Origin of the sequence: Arthrobacter sp. StoSoilB19 (assembly GCF_019977275.1) — a bacterium.
Lineage (GTDB): Bacteria > Actinomycetota > Actinomycetes > Actinomycetales > Micrococcaceae > Arthrobacter.
In genome coordinates this window covers 2178100-2199656 of record NZ_AP024650.1, presented here as the reverse complement: position 1 = coordinate 2199656, position 21557 = coordinate 2178100, and the positions used below count along the sequence as shown (strand labels likewise).

Sequence of the window (21557 nt, the reverse complement as noted above, 5' to 3'; positions counted from 1 at the left end):
CCGGCCCGGCCCCTGTCTGTTTGCTGACGTGGAGCCGAAGCCTAGAGCCGGATGCCAAGAAGGGCGTCCACCGCGTCCCTGACCAGGCTGCTGTCGGCGGGGCTGGCGGCAGCACCGCCGTCGTTCGCTGAACGTGCCCAGCGCGAGACTGCGGCGACTGCGGCGGGCGCGTTGAGGTCCGCTGCCAGCGCCGCCCGCATGTCGGCCAGCAGTTCGCGGCCCGAACCTTCCGGGGCGTGGTCGAGGGCCTTCCGCCACGCTGCAAGGTCTGCCTTGGCAGCGGTGAAGCCTTCATTCGTCCAGGACCAGTCGGAACGGTAGTGGTGGGCCAGGATGGCAAGGCGGATTGCTGCCGGGTCTTCACCGGCGGCGCGAAGCCTGGAGACCAGCACCAGGTTGCCCTTGGACTTGCTCATCTTCTCCCCGTCGAGCCCCACCATGCCGGCGTGTGCGTAGTGCCGGGCAAGCGGTACCCCGGCCAACGAGTATGCATGGCCGGCACCCATCTCATGGTGCGGGAAGATGAGGTCCGAACCGCCTCCCTGCACCGTGAAGGGCGAGGGCAGGTATTTTTGGGCGATCACTGTACATTCGATGTGCCAGCCGGGCCTGCCCGCGCCCAGGCTTCCACCGGGCCAGCTTGGCTCGCCGGGCCGTTCCACCCGCCACAGCAGCGGATCAAGGGCCTGCCGCTTCCCGGCGCGGCCCGGGTCTCCGCCGCGTTCGGCAAAAAGCTCCAGCATGGTGCTTTCGCCAAGGTGGGAGATGCATCCCAGGGACCAGGCATCAGGTGCCGTTGACTGCTTGCCGGCCGCTTCGACGTCGTAATAGACATCCCCGTCGGGTTCCCCGTTGCTGCCGGGAACCTGGTAGGCCAGCCCCAGGCTGACCAGCCGCTCCACCTCGGGGACGATGAGGCCAATCGACTCCACGGCGCCAACGTAATGGTCCGGCGCCAGGACATTCAGCGCCTCCATGTCCGTCTGGAAAAGTTCAACCTGCTCCGCCGCGAGGTCCTGCCAGTCGACTCCGGTGGCAGTGGCGCGTTCCAGCAGGGGATCATCCACGTCCGTGACGTTCTGCACATAGGAGACCTCGCTGCCGGCGTCCCGCCACGCGCGGTTCAGCAGGTCAAAGGCCACATAACTGGCGGCGTGGCCCATGTGGGTTGCGTCGTAGGGAGTGATGCCGCAGACGTACATGGACGGCCGTGCTTCCGGTTCCAGCGCCACTTCGCGGCCTGCCGCGGTATCGAACAGCCGGATGACGGGCATGTTTCCGGGCAGGGCAGGAACGGGGCGGGAAGTCCAGGATTTCACAAGCCAAGCCTAGTCCTAGGCGCTGATGACGCCGAAACCGAGCAGGAGGTACAGGGCCAGCCCCAGGAAGATCCGGTACCAGACAAAGAGCCGGTAGCTGCGCGTGGATACGAACTTCAGGAACCAGCCGATGATGACATAGCCCACCACCAGGGCGATCACGGTGGCAAGGGCAGTTTCCGGCAGGCCGAACGGGCCGGAGATGCCTTCCTTGGTCACCACCTTGTAGAGCTGGTACAACCCGCTGCCGAAGACCGCGGGGATGGCGAGCAGGAAGGAGTACCGTGCGGCGGCTTCGCGCGTGTAGCCCATCAGCAGGCCCGCGGTAATGGTGCCTCCGGAGCGGGAGACGCCGGGAATCAGTGCCAGGGCCTGGGCCAGCCCATAGAGGATGCCGTGCTTGTAGGTCAGGTGCGCCAGGTCCCGTTTCTGGGCCCCCACGGCGTCTGCCACGGCGAGGAAGAGCCCGAAGACGATCAGCATGGTGGCCACGATCCACATGCTGCGCAGTACCGATTCGATCTGGTCCTGGAAGAGCAGGCCCAGCACGATGATGGGCAGGCTGCCCAGGATCACCAGCCAGCCCATGCGGACGTCGGGATCCTGCCGCGGCACCTTGCCGGTGAGGGACCCGGCCCAGGCTTTGACGATCCGGACGATGTCGCGCCAGAAGAAGATCAGCACGGCGGTCTCCGTGCCGAGCTGGGTGATGGCCGTAAAGGCCGCCCCCGGGTCCTCCGCGTTGGGAAGGAACTCCCCCACGATCCGCAGGTGTGCGCTCGATGAAATAGGTAGAAATTCGGTCAGTCCCTGCACAAGGCCCAGCAGGGCCGCTTCAAACCAGTTCACGCTAAGACCCTACGGCATGGCGGTGGTGCATCTGCCCGTAAGCTTGCTGCTATGCAGCAGCGTTACGTCGGCAACAGTGGATTGCGAGTTTCCGCCCTCTCCCTGGGCACCCGGTCCTGGGGTGGGGAAACTGACGAACAGGACGCGTCCGAGTTGCTGCGTACCTTCCTTGATGCGGGCGGCCGGCACGTGGACACATCGGCGTCGTATGCGGGCGGGGGCTCGGAGGCCATCCTTGGCTCACTCCTGGGTGATGTGGTGTCCCGCACCGAAATTTCCATCTCCACCAAGGCAGGGATGACGACGCCGGACGGGCGCCGCGCGGTGGACACGTCACGCAATGCGATGCTCACCGGACTTGATGCGAGCCTGGCCAGGTTGGGCACGGAATATGTGGACCTCTGGTTTGCTGAGGCCTGGGACGGCAACGTTCCCCTCGATGAAACGCTGGCTGCGCTGGAATTTGCGGTACGCACCGGCCGGGCGCGGTACGCCGGAATTTCGAACTTCAGGGGCTGGCAGGCTGCGAAGGCCGCAGCCACCAGCAGTGTGCCCCTGGTTGCCGTCCAGGCGGAATATTCATTCCTTCAGCGGACGGCGGAGGCGGAACTGATCCCTGCCGCGGAGGATGCCGGGCTTGGGCTGATGGCGTGGGCTCCGCTGGGCCGCGGCGTCCTCACCGGGAAGTATCGCGGCGGCATCCCCGCCGGGTCACGCGGGGCGTCGGCCAGCGAATCGGCCTACGTGGAGCCTTACCTGGAGGAGAAGCCGTCGCGCATCGTGGATGCGGTATGCATGGCGGCCAACGGCCTGGGCCGGACTCCCCAGGACGTCTCACTGTCATGGCTGCTGTCACAGCAGGGAGTTGCCACCGCCATTGTCGGCGCCCGCACGCCGGTGCAGTTGAAGGAACTCCTGGACGTCCAGCCCGCACCGCTGCCACCGCAGATTGCGCGGGCTTTGGAGGATGTCTCCGCCGCCTTCTGAGTTCCTGCCCCGGCGCGGCTATTCCTCGACGATTTCCAGGTCCTCGTCCTCGTCCACGTCGGCTTCCTCGTCCTCTTCGTCCTCGTCGTCAAAGACCTGCAACGGGGTGACCTCGTTGTAGGCCTCGTACAGCGCGTCCTCGTAAACTTCGAAGGCATCGGCCACTGCGAAAAAAGCTGCCTCAACGGAGGGGTCACCGTCCCCGCGGCGGTTCGATGCTGCTATAAGGTGTTCTTCCAAAGCGGTGGTCAGGGACGAAAGCGCGACACGCGGATCGATGCTCATGACTTCACGTTAGCCGGAAAAGGACGAAAATGGAGAGCAAATGAAGGAACAATTTCTCACCAGCTCGGTCCAGCGGGAACGGGATTATTTGCGGCAGTACGAGTACCTCGTGCTGACCGTCAGCCCTGATGATTCCCTGCCGGAGGCACGCCGCCGCCTGGTGGAACACTCCGAATACGGCAAGTGGGAACTGGAACGCAGCAAGCTGTACGTGGGCGGCGGCAGGCGCTTTTGGCTGCGGCGCCGGGTGATGCAGGTCCAGCGGACCGTTTAGGAGTCGTGTGGTCCAGCGGACCGTTTAGTCCTCCAGCGGGCCCAGCCAGGCGTTGGCCACCGTGTTGTGGGCAGACTCGTCGTCGGAGGGGTGGAACATGCCGGCAAGCACGTCGCGGTAGAGCCGTTCCAGTTCCGAACCCCTGAAGTAGCTCGATCCCCCGCTGACGCGGATGGCCAGGTCCACAACGCGCCGCGCCGTTTCGGTGGCATTCACTTTCAGACCCACCAGTTTGGGGAACCACTGGTTCCCGTGGTCGGCCAGGGCATCGACGTCGGCGGTGACAGCCCTGAGCTGTGGGTAGAGGTTGTCCATGGCCATGGCTGCCTCAGCAACTTTCCAGCGGATGTCAGGGTCCTGCGCGTAGCTGCGTCCGCCGTTCTTGAAAGACGTGCGGCGCTTTACAGTTTCTACACCCACGTGCAGCGCCCGTTCGCCCAATCCAGTGTAGACGGCGGCCAGGAGGCTTTCGAAGCACGCGAAAATCGCGAATACCAGCGGGTCGGCGTTGGGACCCACGGGCAGCTTGCGGAAGATCCGGTCCGGCGGAACGGTCGCACCATCAAGGACAGTGGTGGCGGACTGGCTTGCGCGCATGCCCAGGGTGTCCCAGTCGTCCATGATCCAGTAGCCGGCCGTTTCACGGTTGATGAACCCGTGGACGAGTTCCCCGGCACCGTCCCGGGCTGCGGCGTCCTTTCCGAAAATCCCCAGCCGGGTCCACGCCGGCGAGAGGCTGGTGAAGATCTTGGTCCCGGTGAACGAGTAGCTTCCGTCCGGATAAGGTGTGGCCGCGGTCCGTGAGTCGAAGAGGACTGAGTCGTTGCCGGCCTCCGAATTGCCGAACGCGAAGACCTCGCCCTGCGCCGCTTCCTCGAGCACGAAGGCCAGGGAGTGGTCGCCGCGGGCTGCGAGGACGTGCGCGACGCCGGTCCACACCAGGTGCATATTGACGGCAAGCGCGGTGGCAGGGGCCGCCGTTGCCAGCCTGCGCTGGCACTGCGCTGCCGCCTCGAGCCCAAGCCCCGCGCCGCCGTCGGGTACTGGAACGAAAAGCTTCAGGTACCCTGCAGCCGCAAGCTCCCGCAGGTCCTCGTGGAAGAAGGCGTTGTCCCGGTCGTATCCTGCGGCGCGGCCGCGGATGCGTTCCAGGAGCCCGTCCGGCAGCAGGTCCGCTGGAGTCACGGCAGGTCCCCTCAGTAGTTGGTGAGCAGGGTGTTCAGCACCCGGGCACCGAACTTGAGGGAGTCCGCCGGCACACGTTCGTCCACGCCATGGAACATGCCGGTGAAGTCCAGCTCCTCGGGGAGCATCAGGGGAGCGAAGCCGTAGCCGGTAATGCCCAGCCGGCTGAGCGACTTGTTGTCCGTGCCGCCGGACAGTGTGTAGGGCAGCACTTTTGCACCGCGGTCCTCCTTGTGGAGGGCATCAATCATCGAGTCCACCAGGTTGCCGGCGAACGGGACCTCCAGCGAGACGTCGTTGTGGACGTAGCTGACGTCCACTCCACTGCCGGCAAGCTCGCGCACGATCTCAAGGACCTGCTGCTCCTGGCCCGGCAGCGTACGGCAGTCAACCAGGGCCTCGGCAGACTCGGGGATGACGTTGTGCTTGTAACCACCCTTGAGGAGCGTGGGGTTGGTGGTGTTCTGCAAGGTGGCGCCGACGAACCGGGCCACGGTGCCAAGCTGGTTGAGCAAAAGCTCCGGGTTGTCGGCGTCGAACTCCACGCCGGTGAGTTCGGTCACTCCATCAAGGAACTGGCGGGTGGTGGGCGTGAGTTCAATGGGCCACTTGTATTCGCCGATGCGGGTTACGGCGGCGGCGAGGCGCGTGACAGCGTTGTCCGTGTTGATCTGGGAGCCGTGGCCGGCCCGGCCGTGGGCCACCAGCCGCAGCCACGAGATGCCCTTCTCCGCCGTCTGCAGCAAGTAGGTCCGCTGGCCGCCGATTGTTGCCGAGAAGCCACCCACCTCCGAAATGGCCTCCGTGGCGCCCTCGAAAAGTTCCGGGCGGTTGTCCACGGCATAACGTGCGCCATAGACGCCGCCGGCTTCCTCGTCAGCGAAGAACGCGAAGATGATGTCCCGTTTGGGTTTCCTGCCCTCCCGGGCGAAACCCCGCAGCACAGAAAGAATCATGGCGTCCATGTCCTTCATGTCGACGGCGCCGCGGCCCCAGATCAGGCCATCCTTCAGTTCCGCGCCGAACGGGTCCACAGACCACTGGTCACGCAGGGCGGGGACCACGTCCAGGTGGCCGTGGACCACCAGTGCGCTGGCGGAAGGGTCCTCCCCTGCCATCCTGGTCACGACGTTGGCGCGGCCGGGGGCGGATTCGAAGATCTCCGCCTCCAGGCCCACTTCCTCGATAAGGCCTGCCGCATACTCTGCTGCCGCCCGCTCCCCAGGTCCTGACCCGTCGCCGTAGTTGGAGGTGTCGATCCGGATGAGTTCCTGGCAGATCCGGACAACTTCATCCTCGGGCAGGACGTCAGGCATTGGTGGCTCCTTGGTAGGGAATGACTGGTTGGCACGAGCTGAATCGCTGCCCTCAGCCTACCTACTTGGCTCGATTCGTTGTTCCCGAAAAGTCATGTTAGAGTTTTTCTCGCTGCTTCGGAGAGGCGCGAAACGCTGAAAAGCGCAACGCTTCCCGGAATACCACCTGCGCGGGTGGCGGAATGGCAGACGCGCTAGCTTGAGGTGCTAGTCCTCGAAAGGGGGTGGGGGTTCAAGTCCCCCTCCGCGCACAAGAGTGGTGAGTAGAGTCACCACCGTAAACACCCTGGTCTTCGGACCGGGGTGTTTTTCTTTGCCCTGTTTCCGGGCCGGAGCTTCGGGCCGAAGGCGTTTGCCGCACTGACCGCGCAGGGGCGTTCCGGAAGTTGAAACCGCGGCGGCTACTGCGTGCCAGTCTTGAGCGAAACTTGCGGCCAACGTGGGCTGTCATTTAGGAACGGGTTTTACCGTTAAGGACAAGATCCTGCCGCTGGGGCAGGGTCTTATACATGGGGACAGGGCCGGCGGCCATGGCATCTCTGAGACCGGATGCCGCCCCCCAACCGCCGCCGGCCCATACCCCCTGCAGGGCGTCAGGCGCGCGCTGTAACCCAGCGGCGCCCGATGACTTTCCAGGGACGACAGGCCGTTCGGGGAAACGCCCGGGGGAATGTCATCACGCCAAACGGGCCTTCACGATCTCGCTGATGGCCTTGCCGTCGAAGCGGCCGCCGATTTTGGGGGTTACTGATTTCATCACTGTGCCCATGGAGCGCATCGTCAGTTCGGTTCCGTCCGCCTTCAGGCCGGCGATAACCCCGTCCACTATGGCTTCGGCTTCCTGGCGGGTCAGCGCCTTGGGCAGGTAGGCCTCAATGACCTCAGCCTCGGCGATCTCTGCCTGCGCCCGGTCATCGTGACCGGCCGCCGAATACGTGGCGGCGGTGTCCCGGCGCTTGGCCGCTTCCTTTTGCAGCAGCGCCGTGACCTGCAGGTCGTCGAGCTCGACCGGCGTTTTGCCGGACTTCTCCCGCGTTTCGATTTCGCCCAGGACGTTGCGCACAGTGGTCAGGCCCAGCTTGTTGCCGGCCTTCATGTGGACGATGACATCGCCCTTCAGTTTTTCCTTCAGTGACATGGACCTGACTCATTCCTTCGTTGGTTATGGAGCTGGTTGGTGATTGAGCTGTAGGTACGGCGTGGCTCTTGGAGCGGCCTTATCCCGCCCTGCGCATGGCGCCGGTGCTTGCCGCCGCCGAGTGGACTGCAGCAGGGAGGATCTTGCCCAAGCCTATTCCCGACGTGGCGGTGGAGCGTTGCTGGCTTCAATCTGTCTGGAGCCGTCTGCACGGGGCGGAGGTAGACGCACGGGCGTAGGTTAGTTTGGAAACGCAGTGGCCTGCCCCGGGCCCCGGAAGGAGCGCCACGTGGACAGCATGGTTGGCAAGTGGTTTCTGAATCAGGCTGAGCGGGGAAACCCTGCCTCCGACGTCCAAGGGGCTGGTACGGAATCCGGCCCCTGGTCTGAAGGAAACCTGGTACGTCCCCTGATTCACGGAGCAACGTACTTCTCCAGGCTGCATGAGGAGCTGTCTGCGCTGCAGGCGGGAGACCAGGTATGGTTCACCGACTGGCGTGGCGATGCCGATGAGCAGTTGGAGGCGAACGGTACGACCATTGGCGCGAAGCTCGCCGGGCTGGCCCGGTCCGGCGTGGAGGTACGGGGCCTCGTCTGGAGATCCCATGGTGAGCGCGTGTCGGCCCCTATCAGTGGCCGCTCCAACGAACTTCTCAGCCGGAAGATCAACGACTCCGGCGGGGAGGCACTGTTGGATCAGCGCGTCCGCCTCTTCGGCTCGCACCATCAAAAACTGGTGGTCATCCGCCGGCGTACCGATCCTTCCCTCGATGTGGCGTTCGTGGGGGGACTGGACCTCTCACACAGCCGCCGTGATGACGCCGGCCATGCGGGAGACCCCCAGGCAGTAGAGATGGATTCCCGTTACGGGCAGAGGCCCCCATGGCACGACGCCGCCCTTGAGCTGCGCGGCCCGGTCGTTGCAGATGTGCTGGCCGTATTCGCTGAACGGTGGAACGATCCCCACCCGCTGGACCGGCGGACCCCGTACCGGATGCTGTTGCAGCGCCTGGCCCGGATGCCCAGGCACCCCAAGCCGCTCCCCGAGTCCGCTCCTCCCCCACCTCCGTCAGGCCCGCACGCCGTGCAGCTGCTGCGCACTTACGGCCTGAAGCATCCGCCATTCCCCTTCGCCCCACACGGAGAACGGACCATAGCGAAGGCTTATGCAAAGGCGTTCGCCCAGGCCCGTTCGCTCATCTACATCGAGGACCAGTATCTGTGGTCAACAGAGGTGGCAGCGGGGATCGCAGCCGCCCTGCAACACAACCCCGGGCTGAACGTGATCATCGTGGTTCCCAGGTACCCCGACACGGATGGCTTTCTCAGTGGACCGCCCAAGCGCTTGGGGCAACTGCGCGCCATCGGCATGCTCCGCCGGGCCGCGCCGGACAGGGTGGGCATATTCGACCTGGAAAACAGCCAGGGAACCCCGATCTACGTCCACGCCAAGATCTGCATCATCGACGACACCTGGTTCACCTGCGGATCAGACAACTTCAACCGGCGCTCCTGGACCACTGACAGTGAGCTCACCTGCGCCGTGATGGACACATCCGCCGACGGCATGCTGCCTGCAGGCTCCGGCACCCTGCCCACCCGGCCACTCGCCACGGAGCTGAGGCTCCAGCTCTGGGCCGAACACCTGGGCCTGGAGCTGGACGACCCACAGCTCCAGGCCACCACCGCAGGACTGGAGCTGTGGAACAGCACCGCCGATGCCCTGGACCAGTGGCACCGGGCCGGCCGCAGCACGCCCCGACCGCCAGGGCAGGTGCGCCACCATGCCACGCAACCCGTCCGGCCACTCCATCGCCTCTGGGCGGATCCGGTCTACCGCTTCATCGTCGATCCGGACGGCCGCCCCCGGGGTCTCCGCGGCACGGACCGCTTCTAGCGGTTAGGTTGGAGCGGTAAGGGATGAGCATCCGGACATGGGAGAAGACGTGAAGGCAATCGTGTACCAGGCAACGGGTCCCTCCTCGGTGCTGCAGCTCCAGGACAGGCCATTGACGGAGCCAGGTCCCGGTGAGGTCCGGGTCCGGCTGGTGGTGTCCGGCGTGAACCCCACGGACTGGAAGTCTCGTGCCGGAACGGGTGGCAGGAAACTGGACGTCACCAAGGTTCCCAACCAGGACGGAGCCGGCGTTATCGACCAAGTGGGCGCAGAGGTGGCGGGTTTCAGCCACGGCGACCGTGTCTGGCTCTGGGACGTGGCGTGGGGCAGCAACGAAGGTACGGCGCAGGAGTACGTAGTGGTGCCGGCCCACAAAGTTGTGGCACTTCCCGACGCCGAATCCTTTGACACCGGCGCCTCGCTCGGGATTCCGGCCCTCACGGCCCACCGTGCCCTGACATCGAATGAGGACGGTCCGGCCAGGCTCTCGCCCGGCGCCCTGGCGGGTCGAACCGTGCTGGTCACCGGCGGTGCAGGCGCCGTGGGCCATGCTGCCATCCAGCTGGCGCGGTGGGCCGGTGCTACCGTCATCACAACCGTCAGCGGAGAACGGAAAGCCGAACTCGCCCGCCGCGCAGGCGCCGGGACGGTCATCAACTATCGGAAGGACGACGTCGTCCGCGCCGTTCAGGAGGCAGCGCCCGGTGGGGTGGACATCATCGTGGACGTCAACGCGCCGGCGAACATCGATGCCGACCTGCACGTTCTCAAGACTGGCGGGACCATCTCGATTTACGCGGCCAACCCCGGAGAATCGCTCACGGTTCCGATCCGCGAAAGCATGACCAAGAACGTCCGCTACCAATTCATCCTCACCTACACGGTCACGGACGGGCAGAAAGAGAACGCGGTAGCCGGCGTTGCCGCGGCACTCGCGGCAGGTGCCCTTCGGGTGGGCGAGGAACATGGCCTGCCTCTTACCCGGTTCACCCTTGAGGACACTGCGGCGGCCCACGATGCCGTGGAACAGGGAACCATCGGAAAAGTGCTTATCGACGTCACGCCGGCACCCTGAAAAGCCCCTGGGCCTCACCTGGCCAGGCGGTCCCTGGCAGCATGTTCAACCAGGACCGGTACGAACGCGCGGACCCTGCCTGCATCCAGCAGGCTGTGCTCCTGCTGCACCACATCCTCGATGCGTTCGCGGGGCAGTGCGGGAAACCTTGCCGCAAGCCGGTCCACCACGTCAGTCAGTGCCCGCAACTCTTCGCTTACTCCCATCGGGAAAGTGTCAGGGTTCCGAAGAAGCCCGTCAAGACTTGACTGGCAGGCAGCAGCGCAACACCGTCAACGGACGACGGCGGGCGCCAGGCCGGGTGCGGTATGCCGGCCGGGTGCTCCACGCCGATGCACCCGGGCACGTCCCGCCGTCGTCAATGCGGGTGCAGCCTACGCGAGTGCCGGTCCCGTCCTTGGGGATGGGAACCCGCTGCGACGGGGCGATACTCGATCCGCCGCTTCTCCGTCCGGAGGTCGCGCCGTTCCTGCCGGCGCGCCTTCCTTTCGGGCCGGTCAATGGCAGACAGGATGGTCAGCGCCACGATGACCCACAACAACGCCGTCCCCAACACCAAGGCAATTTCCAGCTCAGTGCTCATGCACACAATTTTAGGCCCCCGGGACCCAAGCCGACCCCTGCAGACCCACACTATGGGGCGCAAATCCGCAGCGCTTACAGCAGGCCCAGCCCCCTGACCGCAGCCATGACGTCGGGCACCTGGATTGCCAGCAGCGCGGGGTCCGGCTGCGCCGCGAACGTGTCCCCGCGCCGCAGCTCCGTGCGGGTCAGGACCACATGGGGCCCAGGGGGCGGACCCCAGATTTCGGGTGGGGCCGGACCAAAAAGCACCACGGAAGGAGTGCCGTAAGCGGATGCCAGGTGGGCGGCGCCCGTGTCGGCGGAAACCACCAGGCGTGCGGCGGCGATGGTGGCCGCGAACTCTCCGAGGCCCAGGACGCCGGCCAAGACGGTGGTCCCCGGGAGCCCCGCAAGGCGGCACACTTCGTCAGCGCGTTCCCTCTCCCCTGCGCCGCCGGTGAAAACCACCTGGTGGCCGGCTTCCGCGAGGGCCGCTGCCACCGCCGCGAAGCGGTCCGCCGGCCACAGCCTGCTGCCATAGGCGGCCCCGACATGCAGGACTGTCGCACCGGGGACGGGGCTGGGGACATGCGGCGTATTCAGCTTTACGTCCAGTGGATCCGCCTCGATGCCATGCCACTCCAGGAGCTTTACCCAGCGTTCGCGTTCGTGCAGTTCCGGCCGCCACGGCGGGCCGTCCCGGTGGGCGCTTCGGTGGCCAACCGTATGCCTGGCTTTCAGCGCCTCAATCCTTCCCTGGCTCTCCGGGCCGCTGCCGTGCAGGTTGACGGCAACGTCCACTACGCCGGGTTCCATCGCCAGCGGCTCGTCCAGCCCATGCGTAGGGAACAGCTCATAACCGCCCACCAGCCCCAAAGCTTCTGCCAGCCATCCCTGCGCCGCATAGCGCAGCCGGTGTTCGGGAAACGCCCGCCGGATACCCTTCAGGGCAGGTACGGCCACCAGCAGGTCGCCAAGCTTCAGGGCGCGCAGGACCAGTAATTCCGGTTTGCCGTCAGCGGGAAGCGGATCGGTGGCAACGCCCGCCGTCCCGGTGCCGCTCATGCGTCCTGCTTTGCGTAGGCCGTGGCGGTGAGGCTGCGGACATCCTCGTACACCTCCGGCACCCCGATGCCCGCTACCGCAGAATCGTCATGGGCGCAGCGGGGTGCCGTCCAGCCAACCTGGGTCACGTCTATCCCGCACGTGGGGCATGCCGTCACCCAGGAGGCATGCACGCGGTGCAGGCTCCTGCCCAGCGCTCCGGCGTTGATCGCGTTCCCGGCCCAAAAGATGCCGACCGTGGGAACGCCCAGGGCCTGGGCAAGGTGCCGTGGACCGCTGTCGTTTGCCACCACAACGCCGGCTTCCGCCAGCAGGGCCACAAGCCCTGCCATGTCCAGTGCGCCGGCTGCGGAATCGACGGCCGCCGATCCGGCCCGGGCCGCGATCGCCTCCGCGAGGTCCTGCTCGCTGCTGTCACCGATAATGACCACCCGCGAGCCGTCCGCTGCGCAGGCAGCGGCAAGTTCGGCGAACTTGTCAGCAGGCCAACGACGGCGGGGGTCGGTGGCGCCGGGATGGATCACCACCAGCGGCTGGCCGGCGGCGCCGTCTAGGGCTTCGTGTGCGGCTCCCCCGCCGGCGGGCGCCAGCCGGGCTTCGAGATCGACCGGGAAGGCACCAGCGAACCCGGCCACTTCCAAAGCCCTGAGCGGTTCGTGCTGGTAGTAAAGGTAGGGGACGGTGCGCTCGAGGCTGGCTGCATCGGCAGTCCGGGTCCCGACGGTATGACGGGCGCCGAGCCTTAGCAGGAAGGGGTTTGAATAGCGGCCGCCGCCATGAAGCTGGACAGCCAGGTCGAAGGTGCGGCCCCGCATGTCCGCAAAGAAACGGTCCAGTTCAGGTGCCTCTTCCTGCCCAGGCCTGACTCCTTCGGCGAACGGCAGGACCACCACCTCATCCACGGGGCTTTTCACCGCCTCCAGCAGCGCCTTGTGGATTGGTGTTCCCAGCAGCGTGATGGTTGATCCCGGATAAGCCACCTTCAGTGCTGCCATGGCCGGGATGGCGAAAATCAGGTCGCCCAATCCTCCGCCGCGCAGGATGACAATCCTGGACACGTCGGTGAACTTCTCCAGCACAGGACCGACGCCCACGCCGATTTGTCCTGCACCGCCGAACTCTGCGGTGAGTTGTTCCACACACTGCCCCTTCCGTCATGCAGGGGGACCAGTCCCCTGTCCCCCCACTGCCCACGCGGCCGCAATGCGCTCCTGGAACGTGCGGCTGCTCCTTAGGACCTTTACCCAATAGGCGGCGGATTCACGCTCACTGTTGGGGAATACCCTCCCGATGCTGTACGTTTCATACCCGACAGCCAATCAAAGAAAAGAGAAGCACCTAAAGTGGCAACCGATTACGATGAACTGCGTTCCGACGTCAAGGAATCGCAGGACAACTCACTCGAGCAGCTCCAGTCAGCAAATGCTCCCGACGCCCGCAGTGTTGTGCAGGAGTTGGACGAGGCTGACGGACTGGACGGCGCCGGCGTCCCTGGCGGCGAATTCGTCGCTGAGGAGCTCGTAGTCCAGGTCATCCCGCAGGCTGAGGATGAGTTCACCTGCTATTCCTGCTTCCTGGTCCGCCACCGGTCCCAGATCGCCCGTCAAAAAGACGGCCACAGCTACTGCACTGAGTGCGAAGGCTAGTCGGGAACCTTTCGGGCAGCGATTCGCACGTCCCACCAACGCCGAAGGCACGCCGCAACGGGCGTGCCTTTCGACTTTAAGCCTTCGCCCAGCTGGGGTGCGTAGCGTTGGAGTAGGACATTTACGACGCCAACCGGCAGCCAGGAGGCAATGTTGGACAGCTCCGCGAGCTTGTGGAACACCTTCAGTGCGGCGTTCGCGCAGGCAAACGTACCCAACGTCACCTGGATCGAGATGCTGTTGTCCGTGGCGGCAGCCATCGGTCTGTCCATACCCCGCCGCAGCTGGCGCTACTTCGGGCTCCTCGCTACCACCACCCATGAGCTGGGTCACGCGTTCGCGGCCTTGACGTCCGGTCAGCGGCTGTCGGGAATCCGCCTCAGGCTTGACCATTCCGGAACCACCACCACTTACAGCAGGAGCCGGCTTGCAGCAGCATGGTCCTGCTTCTGGGGATATCCGGTACCGGCTATGGTCGGTGCCGCTTTCGTCTGCTGCGGCCTTGGCGGGTGGGGCCCGGCTGCCATGGCCGTGAGCCTGTTGGTCCTGGCCGCGTCGCTGATCTTCCTCCGCAACCTTGCCGGTTTCATCATCACTGCCGCCGCCATCGCCGGCGCGGCTGCCCTTACCTTCCTTGCACCGGCGCCAGTCGTGGGGCATGTGGCCGTCATCTTCGGTCTTGCACTCCTGGTGGCTGCTGTGCGTGACCTGCTCAAACTCACGAACGTCCACATCCGGCGTCGCGGAAGCCTTGGCAGCTCCGACGCCTACCTTCTGTACCGCGCCACCTCCGTCCCCTCCGGAGTCTGGATTGCTTTGTTCACCCTCCTGGTTGCCGGAGCGTGGCTGGTTGCCTGGCAGCCCGTCTCGGCGATCCTGGCGGAAGGTGCCTGGATCGGTTAGCCGGCACATAGGCTTGTGGCATGAGCCAGGAAACGCACAGCACCCGTGGAGCCTATGTGACCGGCGGCACGGAGTTCACCCGGGACACCAATTACATCGAGGACCGGATCACCAGGGATGCCTCCCCCGGCAGCAAGGGCGAACCGGGGTGGCCGGTGGAAGCCGGGCGCTACCGCCTCATCGCCGCCCGTGCCTGCCCGTGGGCAAACCGCACCGTCATTGTCCGCAGGCTGCTGGGCCTGGAAGAAGCGATTTCCCTGGGCCAGCCCGGCCCTACCCACGACGCTCGCTCCTGGACGTTCGACCTGGATCCCGGCGGAGTGGACCCCGTCCTCGGCATAGAGCGCCTCCAGGAGGCCTACTTCAAACGGTTCCCCGGCTATCCGCGGGGAATTACCGTACCTGCCATCGTGGATGTACGCAGCGGTGAAGTCGTGACCAACAACTTCCCCCAGATCACCCTCGACTTCTCGACCGAGTGGACGGAGTTCCACCGGGCAGGAGCGCCGCTGCTCTACCCTGGACACCTCCGCGACGAAATCGACCGGGTAAACAAGCGCGTCTTCACGGAGGTCAACAACGGCGTCTACCGCTGCGGTTTCGCGGGTTCCCAGGAAGCCTATGACTCAGCTTACGACCGGCTGTGGACTGCGCTGGACTGGCTTGAAGACCGCCTGTCCCGGCAGCGCTATCTGGTGGGCGACACCATCACCGAGGCGGATGTGCGCCTGTTCACCACGCTTGCCAGGTTCGACCCCGTGTACCACGGCCACTTCAAGTGCAACCGGCAGAAACTCAGTGAGATGCCGCATCTGTGGGGCTATGCACGGGACCTGTTCCAGACGCCGGGTTTCGGGGACACTATCGACTTCGTGCAAATCAAGCAGCACTACTACATCGTGCACGAGGACATTAATCCCACGGGCATTGTTCCGGCCGGTCCGGACCTGGGCGGTTGGCTGCAGGACCACGGCAGGGAATCGCTGGGGGGCCGGCCGTTTGGAGACGGCACGCCGCCCGGGCCGGTCCGGCCAGGCGAAGAGGTTGCGCCGGGACACGGCGCGTTGCGCTAAACAAACCTCGGGCAGGAAATCGCTTTCCTGCCTACACTGAGGGCATGCAGACATCTCTTGGTTCCGTGGCGCCAGGGTACGAAAACGTCCTGGCCCTGTTTGAGTCGTTCCTCGCTGAGGACTCCCGGTACAGCGCACAACTCGCCTGCTACCACAACGGGATGCCGGTGGTGCGCCTGACGGGCGGCCCCGACATGGCTTCGGAAACCGTGACCGGGGCCTATTCCTGCTCCAAGGGCGTTGCCGCCATGGTCATCGCCCTGATGGTCCAGGATGGCGTCCTTGACCTGGATAAGGCAATGGTCCATTACTGGCCGGAATTCGGTGGCCACGGAAAGGACAGGCTGCTGGTCCGGGAAGCGCTGTCGCATCAGGCAGGACTGATGGGCGTTGAGGGCGGATTCCGCCTGGATGAATTCACCACGTCCGCGGCCGCGGCGCGCCTTGCCGCTGCCGCTCCCGCCTGGGAGCCCGGGCGGCAGTTCGGCTACCACGCCCTGACCATCGGAATCCTTATGGAGGAGTTGTGCCGCCGCGTCGCGGGCGAGTCGCTGCAGGCCATGTACGACCGCAGGATCCGGCAGCCGCAGGACGTGGATTTCTTCCTGGGGCTCCCGGAGGAGCTGGAGCCACGGTACAGGGACGTCCTCTATGAAGAAGATCCCGGCCAGGGCTGGGTTGATCCACTCAGCCTCGAAGGCATGAACAGCAATGCGCCGGTCAGCACCGTCATGGAACTGCCGAACATCCGCGCCGTCCGGGCGGCCGGAATGTCCGCCGCCGGCGGTGTGGGCTCCGCTGAGGGCCTGGCGCGGTTGTACGCCGCTGCGACCACAGGCGTCGACGGGGACAAACCGTTCCTGGCGGCCCGGACGGTGGAGGCCATGACCCGGGAACAGGTGTGGGGCCTGGACCGCTCTTCCGGCCTGGACAACGCGTTTGCGGTCGTCTTCATGAAGCCCCACCCTTCCCGGAACTTTGGCAGCCACCGGGCCTTTGGACACGAGGGTGCCAACGCGGCGCTCGGTTTTGCGGATCCGGCCTACGGGCTTGGCTTTGGCTACATTCCACGCCGCCAGGAGGAGGGCCGGACGCCGGGAAGGGCGCATCGCCTGGCCGCCGAAGTGCGGCGTTCCGCAGCCGGCTTGTCCTGACGGGCGCCCGGCCCTACTGTGGTCCGGATGGGCAACACTCAAGCACGACCGGATGCACGGTGGGCTCGGGGGACCCAACTTCTCAAACAATCGGTGGCGGGGCTCTCCGCTGCCTTTGCGGCGCAGCGCCTGCAGTTGGCTGCCAAAGCCGCGCTTGCCGCGGGCCTGGCGTTCGCCATCGCTCCGCTAATGCCGGGCGCGGCCTCGCACTATGCGTACTATGCGCCGCTGGGGGCCCTGGTGGCCATGTACCACAACGTCGCGGGCTCAGTGAAGCAGGGGGCGCAGGCCCTCGCCGGGCTGGCAATGGGAATCGGCCTTGCTTTCATTCTGGTCAGCCTTGCCCAACCCTCCCCGTTGACGGTGGCCCTGTTCATGGGAGTCGGCGTGCTCCTGGGCGGCTTGCCGGGTATCGGTTCGGGCCGTGACTGGATTCCGACGGCGGCCCTGCTGGTCCTGCTGGTGGGCGGAAGCAACGCGGACGATTTCTCCTTTGGCTACCTGGTCCAGATGGGTGCGGGCGTGGGCGTGGGGATCGCAGTCAATTTTCTGATCTTCCCGCCGCTGCACTTTGATGCAGCGGCTTCAAGCCTCGATGATCTTCGCCTCGCCCTTGGGCGGCAACTTACGGACATGGGGGCGGCGATTACCGAGAAGTGGCCTCCGGAGCACGAGGACTGGGCGCGCCGGTCGGACGAACTGGCCGAAGCAGCTCGATCGGTGCGGCATCTGGTCAAGGAAGCCGATGCCAGCCGCCGCGCCAATCCCAGGCGGAAGCTGCACCCCAGGGACGTGGACAGGGACTACCGCGACCTGCGGGAACTGGAGCGGGTCACTTTCCACATCCAGGACATGACGGACGTACTCTCGGACGTCATCTGGGAAAGCGACGCCCCCTACGATATCCCCCTGCAGGACAGTGAACCGCTTGCTGCCGCCATCACGGCCACCGGAGAGCTGCTGGCGTCCTACAGCGAAGCTGACGAACAGACCCAGAAACACCGCTTCGCCGCCGCGAAAGAGGCGGTGGACGCCTGCATGGCGGCCGCTGCAGGCAGGGAGGCAACCCAAGGCACCGTCCCTGCCTCCGAATCGGTCCTCCTCAGCCTCCACCGGATCCTGCGGGCAGTCCGCCCGCAGGACTAGTCCTGGCGCCGGGAACCGGGCTGGCTAGAGCGCGGCAACCGTCCCGCTGAAATGGCGGCGCCCGGAGCGGGGGCTCCAGGCGACAAAGCGCGAGTGTTTCCATGCCCCTGATCCGCTTTGTTCGGTGGCGATTTCCAGGGCAACCCGGGAGGGCAGGAACACCGGAGCCTCGAACTCCACGTCCCACGTGAAGGAGTCACCGCGGGCAGGGCCGACATCTGCGAGCGCACGCGAGGCCAAGTACATCCCGTGTGCTATCGAACGCCGCATGCCCAGTGCTTTTGCCGACAGCACGCTCAGGTGGATCGGGTTGAAATCCCCGGATACCGCGGCGTAGGCCCGCCCCGTGTCAACGCCCAGGTGCCACAGGGCCGTCGGGTCCGGCGGCGTGAAATCGGCCTTCGGTGGCAGCGCAGTAGGTTTGTCGATTCCGGGCAGGAACACGCCCTTGGCCAGGTAAGTGGAGACGCCCCGCCAATGCACATCCGGCGAGCCGGCAGGGCGCACTTCCGCTACCACGTCCACCTGCGTGCCGGAACGGTGCCCACGGAGGTTTTGCACCCAAGCGGTCATGTCCAGAACGTCCGTGAAGACCAATGGGGACCTTTGTTCGACGCTGTTGTGCAGGTGGATCATGCCCAGCAGGGGCAGCGGGAAGTCGTCGCGGTTAAGGACGCTCATGGCCAGCGGGAATGCGATCGCGTGGATGAAACCGGCAGGCAGGACATCGCTTGCCGTCTCACCGATCAGGTGCTGGTAGGCCGTGAGGTTTTCCACCCCCACCACCACCCCCCTGACTTCATGGCTCTCGGCCGGGAGGACGGCGGAGTCATGTGTGCCCAGGAGCCTGCGCCGTGCCGCCTGGGCGGCGGCGTTGACGTAGAGCTTGGACAAGGACGGCATCTCGGCCAGGATCACCGGCTGTGCGAGCGTCATGCCCCCACCAGGTTTTGCCCGCACACCCGCAGCACCTCCCCGTTGATTCCGCCTGCGGCGTCGCTGGCGAGGAACGCTATGGTCTCGGCGACGTCGGAGGGCAGGCCGCCCTGCTGGAGTGAGTTCAACCGTCGTGCCACTTCACGGACGGCGAAGGGGATGCGCGCGGTCATGTCGGTTTCGATGAATCCGGGTGCCACCGCATTGATGGTGCCGCTCCGGGACGCGAGCAGCGGGGCGCTGGCACGGACCATTCCCACAACTCCCCCCTTGGATGCGGCGTAGTTGGTTTGTCCCCGGTTCCCGGCGATGCCGCTGGTGGAGGCAACAGAAACGATACGCGGCGAAGACCGGAAGTGTTCTGAGGCCATCAGGGCCTCGTTGATCCGGAGTTGGGCGGCGATATTGATGTTGATGACCTGGTTCCACCGCGCCTGGTCCATGTTGGCCAGCAGCTTGTCCCGCGTAACCCCGGCATTGTGCACCACGATGTCCAGACGTCCGTACCGCTGTATGGCGTGGTCGATGATCCGCCGGCCCGCGTCCGCTGCGGTGATGTCGAGCTGCAATGCCGTCGCGCGTACCTCATTGGCTACGGCCGCCAGCTGGTCTCCCGCTGCCGGAATGTCCACCAGGACCAGCGTGGCACCATCGCGGTGCAGCGTCCGGGCAATCTGCGCGCCGATGCCGCGGGCTGCGCCGGTAACTACTGCCACTTTTCCTGCAAGTGGCTTTTCCGGGTCGGCGGGCAGCGCGCCGTCCTCCGTTGAAACCGTGAGGAACTGTCCGTCCACGAACGCTGAACGGCCGGAGAGGAAGAACGTGATGGCACCGAGCGTGCTGGGGCTGGTGGAAGTGGTGCCATCAGCGAGGAGCACACCATTTCCGGTTGCTCCCGCACGCAGTTCCTTGGCAAGGGATCGCAGGAAGCCATCCACCCCCTGGCGTGCTGCTGCAGCGTCGGGAGTGGCAGCTTCCGCCGCCGGGCGGGACAAGGTGATGATCCGGCCCCCGGCCCGCAGGTCGCGGAGGGAACCCGCGGCCGCCAACACAGGCTTTTCCAGGTCCGCCGGGTGCCCGAGCTCATCGAGGACCAGGATGATGGCACCCAGTTTTTCGGCCGGAACGGCGTGCCGCCTGACATCGAGGTCCCAGGACAGCAGCTCGGCGGCAAGTTTGTCCGCGCCGGGGGTGTCGCCCAGGACAACGACAGGCCCGGTCACCAGGGGCTGCCCCGGCTCGTAGCGGCGCAGGACAGCGGGCTGCGGAAGGCCGAGTTTCTTTGCGAGGTTGCGGCCTACGCCGCTGTTGACCAGTTGTGCATATGTGTCAGCCATGCCGTCCCCTACAGAGATTCCAGGATCGCGACGACGCCCTGGCCGCCGGCTGCGCAGACGGACACCAGGCCGCGCGAAGGACGACCTGTGGACGCCGACTTGGCGTGGAGCATCTTGGCAAGCGTGCCGACAATGCGGCCGCCGGTCGCCGCAAACGGGTGGCCCGCTGCCAGCGAGGACCCGTTGACGTTCAGGCGCGAGCGGTCGATGCTGCCAAGAGCACCGTCCAGGCCGAGGCGGGTACGGCCGAATTCCTCGTCCTCCCACGCGGCCAGGGTGCTGAGGACAGTGGCGGCGAATGCTTCGTGGATTTCGAAGAAGTCGAAGTCCGCCAGCGTAAGGCCTTGGCGGGCAAGGAGCCTGGGCACAGCGAACACGGGGGCCATCAGCAGCCCGTCCTTGCCGTGGACAAAGTCCACGGCCGCAGCTTCAGCGTCCACCACTGCTGCCAGCTTCGGCAGGTCGCGGGCATCTGCCCACTCGTCGGACGCCAGCAGCACTGTGGAGGCACCATCGGTCAGTGGGGTCGAGTTTCCTGCCGTCATGGTTGCATCTGCCCCGAGGTTCCGGCCAAACACCGGCTTCAGGGACGCAAGCTTTTCCAGCGATGTATCGGCCCGCAGGTTGGCGTCCCGCGTCAGTCCGCGGTAGGGGGTCATGAGGTCATCGAAGAAGCCGGACTCGTAGGCGGCAGCCAGATTGTGGTGGCTGTTCAGCGCCAGTTCGTCCTGGGCTTCGCGGGAGATCTTCCATTGTGCCGTTGTGAGGGCCTGGTGTTCACCCATGCTCAGGCCGGTGCGGGGTTCTGCCGTGCCCGGGGCCAGCGGTGCCAGGTCCTTGGGCCGGAGGCGGCTCAGGATCTGCAGGCGCTGGGGAAGTGTCTTGGCGCGGTGAAGGTCCAGGATGACCTCGCGCAGCCCTTCGCTGACTACCACCGGCGCGTCGGAGGCTGAGTCCACGCCACCGGCAATGGCCGAGTCGATCTGCCCGAGCTTGATCTTGTTCGCCAGGCCCACCACCGTTTCAAGTCCCGTGGCGCAGGCCTGCTGGAGATCGTAGACCGGGGTCTCGGCGGAAAGTGCCGAGCCCAGCACGGCCTCCCGGGTGAGGTTGAAATCCCTGGAGTGCTTGAGTACGGCGCCGGCGGCCACCTGGCCCATCCGTTCGTCCTGGAGCCCAAAGCGTGCGATCAGTCCGTCCAGGGCAGCTGTAAGCATGTCCTGGTTGGAGGATTTTGCATAAGCGCCGCCGGCACGGGCGAACGGGATCCGGTTGGCCCCTACGATCACTGCCCTCCTGGTTGCCGGGACCCCGGCCGCGATTGATCCGTCGGGTGTGGGGGTGGACTGTCCGTCTGTGGACATGGATGGCTCCTCTGGTCACATGTGGTTACCGATACCCAGCGTAC

Annotated in this window: 22 protein-coding genes and 1 tRNA gene; 10 read left to right on the top strand and 13 right to left on the bottom strand. The window is 65.8% G+C overall.

Annotated features, from left to right (window positions below):
* Positions 1–41: 41 nt before the first annotated feature.
* Together mshC and LDO86_RS10050 are read right to left on the bottom strand one after the other, a co-directional pair.
* The gene (mshC, locus tag LDO86_RS10055) at positions 42–1319 is read right to left on the bottom strand and encodes a cysteine--1-D-myo-inosityl 2-amino-2-deoxy-alpha-D-glucopyranoside ligase (RefSeq protein ID WP_056390347.1); all 1278 of its coding nucleotides are present in this window, start codon (positions 1317–1319) and stop codon (positions 42–44) included.
* Positions 1320–1334: 15 nt separating this feature from the next.
* The gene (locus tag LDO86_RS10050) at positions 1335–2168 is read right to left on the bottom strand and encodes an undecaprenyl-diphosphate phosphatase (protein WP_018771127.1); all 834 of its coding nucleotides are present in this window, start codon (positions 2166–2168) and stop codon (positions 1335–1337) included.
* Positions 2169–2219: 51 nt separating this feature from the next.
* Here LDO86_RS10050 and LDO86_RS10045 point away from each other — a divergent pair, with 51 nt between their 5' ends.
* Positions 2220–3155, top strand: a complete 936-nt coding sequence (locus LDO86_RS10045; RefSeq protein ID WP_018771128.1) for an aldo/keto reductase — start codon at positions 2220–2222, stop codon at positions 3153–3155.
* Positions 3156–3173: 18 nt separating this feature from the next.
* Here the strand turns inward: LDO86_RS10045 and LDO86_RS10040 are convergent, their stop codons facing one another.
* Complete coding sequence (locus tag LDO86_RS10040; RefSeq protein WP_018771129.1) at positions 3174–3440, bottom strand: hypothetical protein; 267 nt, start codon at positions 3438–3440, stop codon at positions 3174–3176.
* Positions 3441–3480: 40 nt separating this feature from the next.
* Here LDO86_RS10040 and LDO86_RS10035 point away from each other — a divergent pair, with 40 nt between their 5' ends.
* Positions 3481–3714, top strand: a complete 234-nt coding sequence (locus tag LDO86_RS10035) for a DUF5703 family protein (protein ID WP_018771130.1) — start codon at positions 3481–3483, stop codon at positions 3712–3714.
* 24 nt (positions 3715–3738) lie between these two features.
* Here the strand turns inward: LDO86_RS10035 and LDO86_RS10030 are convergent, their stop codons facing one another.
* Both LDO86_RS10030 and LDO86_RS10025 read right to left on the bottom strand, forming a co-directional pair.
* Positions 3739–4899, bottom strand: a complete 1161-nt coding sequence (locus LDO86_RS10030; RefSeq protein ID WP_018771131.1) for an acyl-CoA dehydrogenase family protein — start codon at positions 4897–4899, stop codon at positions 3739–3741.
* A gap of 11 nt (positions 4900–4910) precedes the next feature.
* The gene (locus LDO86_RS10025; protein ID WP_018771132.1) at positions 4911–6215 is read right to left on the bottom strand and encodes a M20/M25/M40 family metallo-hydrolase; all 1305 of its coding nucleotides are present in this window, start codon (positions 6213–6215) and stop codon (positions 4911–4913) included.
* 168 nt (positions 6216–6383) lie between these two features.
* On the opposite strand from LDO86_RS10025, the gene LDO86_RS10020 reads away from it, so the two are divergent.
* Positions 6384–6466: transfer RNA gene (locus LDO86_RS10020), tRNA-Leu, on the top strand.
* 425 nt (positions 6467–6891) lie between these two features.
* On the opposite strand, the gene LDO86_RS10015 is transcribed toward LDO86_RS10020, so the two are convergent.
* Positions 6892–7353, bottom strand: coding sequence for a GatB/YqeY domain-containing protein (locus LDO86_RS10015; RefSeq protein WP_018771133.1), 462 nt, complete (start codon positions 7351–7353; stop codon positions 6892–6894).
* A 298-nt stretch (positions 7354–7651) separates the two neighbouring features.
* Here LDO86_RS10015 and LDO86_RS10010 point away from each other — a divergent pair, with 298 nt between their 5' ends.
* Both LDO86_RS10010 and LDO86_RS10005 read left to right on the top strand, forming a co-directional pair.
* Entirely contained in the window at positions 7652–9250 is a 1599-nt protein-coding gene (locus LDO86_RS10010) for a phospholipase D-like domain-containing protein (RefSeq protein WP_043425363.1), read from the top strand.
* A gap of 49 nt (positions 9251–9299) precedes the next feature.
* Positions 9300–10325 carry an NADPH:quinone reductase gene (locus LDO86_RS10005; RefSeq protein WP_026266055.1) on the top strand — a complete coding sequence of 342 codons (1026 nt, stop codon included), beginning with the start codon at positions 9300–9302 and terminating at the stop codon, positions 10323–10325.
* 14 nt (positions 10326–10339) lie between these two features.
* Here LDO86_RS10005 and LDO86_RS10000 read toward each other — a convergent pair whose 3' ends face one another.
* The 4 genes from LDO86_RS10000 to LDO86_RS09985 all read right to left on the bottom strand — a co-directional run bounded on the left by LDO86_RS10000 (position 10340) and on the right by LDO86_RS09985 (position 13093).
* Positions 10340–10531: a hypothetical protein gene (locus tag LDO86_RS10000; RefSeq protein ID WP_018771136.1), complete on the bottom strand. Its 192-nt coding sequence runs from the start codon at positions 10529–10531 to the stop codon at positions 10340–10342.
* Between the two features lie 152 nt (positions 10532–10683).
* Entirely contained in the window at positions 10684–10908 is a 225-nt protein-coding gene (locus tag LDO86_RS09995; protein WP_018771137.1) for a hypothetical protein, read from the bottom strand.
* Positions 10909–10982: 74 nt separating this feature from the next.
* A complete protein-coding gene (locus LDO86_RS09990; protein ID WP_018771138.1) occupies positions 10983–11954 on the bottom strand; it encodes a glycosyltransferase family 9 protein in 972 nt (323 codons plus the stop codon).
* The gene (locus tag LDO86_RS09985; protein ID WP_018771139.1) at positions 11951–13093 is read right to left on the bottom strand and encodes a glycosyltransferase family 9 protein; all 1143 of its coding nucleotides are present in this window, start codon (positions 13091–13093) and stop codon (positions 11951–11953) included. The genes LDO86_RS09990 and LDO86_RS09985 overlap by 4 nt, the downstream gene beginning before the upstream one ends.
* Positions 13094–13297: 204 nt before the next feature.
* Between LDO86_RS09985 and LDO86_RS09980 the strand changes: the two genes are divergently transcribed.
* The 5 genes from LDO86_RS09980 (at position 13298) to LDO86_RS09960 (ending at position 17876) form a co-directional block, all read left to right on the top strand.
* On the top strand, positions 13298–13600 hold the full coding sequence (locus LDO86_RS09980) for a DUF4193 domain-containing protein (RefSeq protein ID WP_018761323.1): 303 nt from the start codon (positions 13298–13300) through the stop codon (positions 13598–13600).
* A 150-nt stretch (positions 13601–13750) separates the two neighbouring features.
* A complete protein-coding gene (locus tag LDO86_RS09975; RefSeq protein WP_018771140.1) occupies positions 13751–14503 on the top strand; it encodes a M50 family metallopeptidase in 753 nt (250 codons plus the stop codon).
* Between the two features lie 20 nt (positions 14504–14523).
* Positions 14524–15576 carry a glutathione S-transferase C-terminal domain-containing protein gene (locus tag LDO86_RS09970; RefSeq protein WP_018771141.1) on the top strand — a complete coding sequence of 351 codons (1053 nt, stop codon included), beginning with the start codon at positions 14524–14526 and terminating at the stop codon, positions 15574–15576.
* A 44-nt stretch (positions 15577–15620) separates the two neighbouring features.
* Entirely contained in the window at positions 15621–16730 is a 1110-nt protein-coding gene (locus tag LDO86_RS09965; protein ID WP_018771142.1) for an EstA family serine hydrolase, read from the top strand.
* 93 nt (positions 16731–16823) lie between these two features.
* Positions 16824–17876, top strand: a complete 1053-nt coding sequence (locus tag LDO86_RS09960; RefSeq protein WP_018771143.1) for an FUSC family protein — start codon at positions 16824–16826, stop codon at positions 17874–17876.
* A 24-nt stretch (positions 17877–17900) separates the two neighbouring features.
* Here the strand turns inward: LDO86_RS09960 and LDO86_RS09955 are convergent, their stop codons facing one another.
* Genes LDO86_RS09955 through LDO86_RS09945 form a run of 3 tightly spaced genes read right to left on the bottom strand, consistent with a single transcriptional unit; the run spans position 17901 to position 21513 of the window.
* Positions 17901–18812, bottom strand: a complete 912-nt coding sequence (locus tag LDO86_RS09955) for a MaoC/PaaZ C-terminal domain-containing protein (RefSeq protein WP_018771144.1) — start codon at positions 18810–18812, stop codon at positions 17901–17903.
* The gene (locus tag LDO86_RS09950) at positions 18809–20149 is read right to left on the bottom strand and encodes a 3-oxoacyl-ACP reductase (RefSeq protein WP_018771145.1); all 1341 of its coding nucleotides are present in this window, start codon (positions 20147–20149) and stop codon (positions 18809–18811) included. Before LDO86_RS09950 ends, LDO86_RS09955 begins: the two co-directional genes overlap by 4 nt.
* 8 nt (positions 20150–20157) lie before the next feature.
* On the bottom strand, positions 20158–21513 hold the full coding sequence (locus LDO86_RS09945) for an acetyl-CoA C-acetyltransferase (RefSeq protein WP_018771146.1): 1356 nt from the start codon (positions 21511–21513) through the stop codon (positions 20158–20160).
* Positions 21514–21557 lie beyond the last annotated feature (44 nt).